Below are 3,837 nucleotides of genomic sequence, written 5' to 3'. Positions count from 1 at the left end.
TCGAGTCGAGCGCACAGCAGCGACCCGATGCCGAATGGCGGTGGCAGCAGTCTCAGCCGGTATGCATTCGCTGACGGCGCCTCGGCATCCGGTGTCGAGTGCGCAATCCCGCATGAGTGTGTTCCGCACCTTAAGGCTGCAAGATGTCGACCGGTGACACGGTTTCGACGAATGCGCGCGCGGCGGCGGCGAGTTTCTTATCGGCGGTGGCCAGCGCGTCCGCCTGTAGCTGGGTCACTGCGATGTACTCGGCCTGGTAGGTGTCCGGCCAGTTCAAACTGGCAGCTATTCGCCACGCATGGTCCTGCAGTGATCGGTCGCCGAGGAGCCGGATCCGCAGCCCGCGGATATCGTCGAGAACCCTCCGGCCGGTCCGTTCTTCGATCTCGCCGCGGTGCACCGATTCGTACACGAGGGCGAGCGCCTGCGAGCGCAGCAGTGTGGGAGCCGCCAGGCTGTGCTCCGGTGGAATGGTCGCTCCGCCAGCGGCGAGGTCGACGGCCACCTGTGCTCAATGACGAAAGTTGTCATACCAGCACCTTCGCATGGACCGCAGGTGTTCGGCTACCGCGATTGTCTACGATTCGCGTTACAGCACAGCCACTCTCGGGCCGGACAACGTGCATCGTGACCGACGCCGACTTCGGAGGCCCTTCCGCGCCCCGGGCCCGGCACAGCCGTGGCCGTGGAAATGAATGTTTCGGCTTCGCGTCACCTAGATCGCGAACCGGACACACCAGCCGACGCTACACAAATAACAGCAGCCACATTGTTAACGTCGCCAGGTGCAGGACTCGCCGGGGACCACCGACCTGCGGCCATCGCGCCCGATTTCCCGGCGCGACGCACTGCGCTACGTCGCCGCTGCGTCGGCGCTGGCCGGGCTGGGTGCCGCAGCAGCAGGTGTTGGCGCGCCCGCGGCGTCGGCCGCCGCTCCCACACTGATCGACTTCGCCATGCGTCAGGTTGCGGCCCGGGATATCCGGGCCGCAGGCCACTCCGGGGTCATCAACTACGTCTCGACGTCGCGGCCCGGCTCGTCCTTCGGCGCCAAGCCCATCACCCTGCCCTACGCGCAGTCACTGACCGCCGCTGGGCTGGTGATCGTCAGCAACTACCAGTACGGCAAGCCGGGCGGGTCCGCACCCTCGGACTTCACCCGCGGGTACGCCGGAGGCGTCGCCGACGCTCGTACCGCTTGGCAGCTGCATACCGCCGCAGGTGGCGGCCGCAGTGCGCCGATCTTCTTCAGCGTCGACGACGACATCGACCGCAACACCTGGGACACCGTTGCGCTGCCATGGTTTCGCGGAATCAACTCGGTGATCGGCGTGCAGCACACCGGCATCTACGGCGGTATCAATGCGTGCCAGTGGGCCACTGCCGACGGAGTGATCGGACGTTCACGCTCGCCCGGTCACGTCTGGGCGTGGCAGACGCGTTCGTGGTCGCGCGGCCAGATCTATCCCGCCGCCGTTCTCTACCAGCGCGTGGTGAGCACCGCGTCGAATCCAGGCCCGGTGGTTGGCGGGCTCGAAGTCGACGTCAGCGACGTCCTGGCCCAGGATTGTGGCCAGTGGAACCTGCATCCGTGAGGTCCTAACCCACTCAAGCTGTTGCAAGCTGACCAAACCGACCACTCCGATATTCGTCCCGCACTACAAGCAGCCATCAGCACAATGAGTGTGGTGGCAGAAGCCGGAAACAGCTGCTGTAGCTGCTCAAACTTGCTGTTCACGCGATGCGCTGAACTGTACTGACACAGCTCGTCCCACGGGATGTCCAGCGCGAGTTGTCTCACCGCCGTGTCCAATTTTCCACCGCCACATTTGACCTTTGTCGGATTCTGAGCGGCGCTCGACCGTACGCGGTGGACATGTGTCGCAATTTCGTCACGGTGACGACCAGATTCCGCCGGGTGGCTCGTTCCGCGCAGTCCCGCAGCAGCACAGCATCTTTGACCTGCGGGTCGCTCGCGGCGTGTAGGTCCTCATACGCCGTGACGTTGAACGACCTTGCGCCAGCGCATCAGACTTCTCATCAAGATGGCGCCGCTGGATCAACACCGTGGTGTGCTCGGCGTAGTGCCCCGGCTCGTCAAGCCCCATGGCGCGGGCGTCAAGTGAGACTCGGCGGACCACCCTCTCCTTCGGTCTGAGGGAACCCTATTCGCTTATCTTCATTGCATCTCGACAAACAATGGTGTCGAGATGCAGCGAAGATTGACAGGAATCGCCGGGCTACTTTGACAAGACTTCGGCGTGTCGCGAGAGCCACGCACGCGAAGGACCATCCGAGTCGCCACGTCAACTGCCAGCGGCCATCGGATTCGCGTAGGCATTCCGGGCAAAGCGCGAACGGGAATGAGCTCCGAAGGGGAATGATCTGTCGAGACGACGTGAGATGGGGTCGAGCTTGCAGCGCGACGCCGTCGTTAAGCGCTCAGGGTCAGGGCCTCGACAACACTTGACTCCACCTTCGAGGCCGCCTCTATGACGTCGAGCTGGTCACGGGAGAGCCACCTCATCCGGGTTGGTCGCACGGCGATGGGAAGGTCCAGGGCACGGGCCACCGCACCGAGCGGTAGCGCCATGTCGCGAGCAGTTACTGCGAGCCACGAATCGATTGTTTTCCCTGGTGCCGGCGCCAGTCGAAGCGGCAGCCTATTGCTCGGTGCCACGGCTATGCAACCGAAAAACTTTGTTAAGCCCCTGCGCGGATCGCACCGCCGCAATCTGTTGACCTGCAAGTTCGCGGGCTCAAATAGTGCGGCTGCCTAAACACGTTGCTAAACAATCAGTGCACGCTTGTTAATCTTCGTTAGAAAAGTCCAGCTCAGAGCGTCCCAACCGGGTTCTTGCGGACCGGTGCGTTGTGAAAACCACTCCTCGTGCCGCAGGTATGCGTGAATCCGTACTCGAGACCACCGTCGTGCCTGGAGCGAGTGGAGTCCGACGGCGCCGCGTTGCGCGGGAATGCGGGCTTCTGGGTACCGAACGGAGCATGGGGTTGTCACCCCATGCGTTTCGGGGCGACGGTGTGTGGCGCACGGGTCCGACATCTCGGCGCGAGCCGCTGTTCAAGAACCAATCACGTCGTCGCCTCAGCCTCGCCGACGTGGCCGACGCTGAGAGAGTCTGCTCACCCGTCGCCGCGGCTACGCAGAGATGTCTGACTGGCCGTCTACCATTCCTGCGGCACCCCAGTGCTTGCCGAGTGGATCGCCGGCAGGAGTCCGTGAGTTTCGGTCCTCCCCTACTCGGCCTGGAGGGAAAGGACGGGCAGTGAGCTACACCGCCGCCGACATCACCGAGCTCGACGATGTCCAGCACACACGCCTGCGGCCGGCGGTGAACCTCGGTCTGGACGTGCTCAATACCGCGCTGCGCGAGCTCGTGGATAACGCGATCGAAGAGGTCGCCGATCCCGACCACGGTGGATCCGCCGTCACCATCACCTTGCACGCCGACGGCTCGGTCAGCGTGGCCGACGACGGCCGTGGCCTGCCCGTCGACTCGGACGCGGTGAACGGGAAGAACGGCATCGTCAAGACGCTGGGCACCGCACGGGCGGGCGGCAAGTTCTCCGCACATGCCGACGCTGCCAGCACGGGTGCCGGCCTGAACGGAATCGGAGCCGCCGCAGCGGTTTTCATCTCCGCCCGAACCGATGTGTCAGTACGCCGAGCTGGGAAGACCTACTTGCAGAGTTTCGGCGGCGGCTATCCGGGGGTGTTCGACGGGAAGGACTTCGATCCGGATGCCCCGTTCACCCGTGCCGACACACAGAAGCTGCGCGGCTCTGGCAATCGCCAACCGAATGCACACGGCACCACGG

General features: G+C 64.3%; 3 protein-coding genes. 2 read left to right on the top strand and 1 reads right to left on the bottom strand.

Annotation, left to right across the window (positions count from 1 at the left end; genetic code table 11):
• Positions 1–130: 130 nt before the first annotated feature.
• Positions 131–505: a type II toxin-antitoxin system VapC family toxin gene (locus tag QOI01_RS25565; protein WP_526385962.1), complete on the bottom strand. Its 375-nt coding sequence runs from the start codon at positions 503–505 to the stop codon at positions 131–133.
• A gap of 280 nt (positions 506–785) precedes the next feature.
• Between QOI01_RS25565 and QOI01_RS25560 the strand changes: the two genes are divergently transcribed.
• Together QOI01_RS25560 and QOI01_RS25555 are read left to right on the top strand one after the other, a co-directional pair.
• On the top strand, positions 786–1,595 hold the full coding sequence (locus tag QOI01_RS25560) for a glycoside hydrolase domain-containing protein (RefSeq protein ID WP_526385960.1): 810 nt from the start codon (positions 786–788) through the stop codon (positions 1,593–1,595).
• Between the two features lie 1,689 nt (positions 1,596–3,284).
• The coding region (locus QOI01_RS25555) for an ATP-binding protein (protein WP_526385958.1) at positions 3,285–3,837 on the top strand (553 nt) is incomplete at its 3' end.

The sequence above is a fragment of the Mycobacterium sp. genome (assembly GCF_032162605.1).
GTDB lineage: Bacteria > Actinomycetota > Actinomycetes > Mycobacteriales > Mycobacteriaceae > Mycobacterium.
Note: the sequence above shows the minus strand (reverse complement) of the source record. Positions and strands in the feature narration are given on the sequence as shown.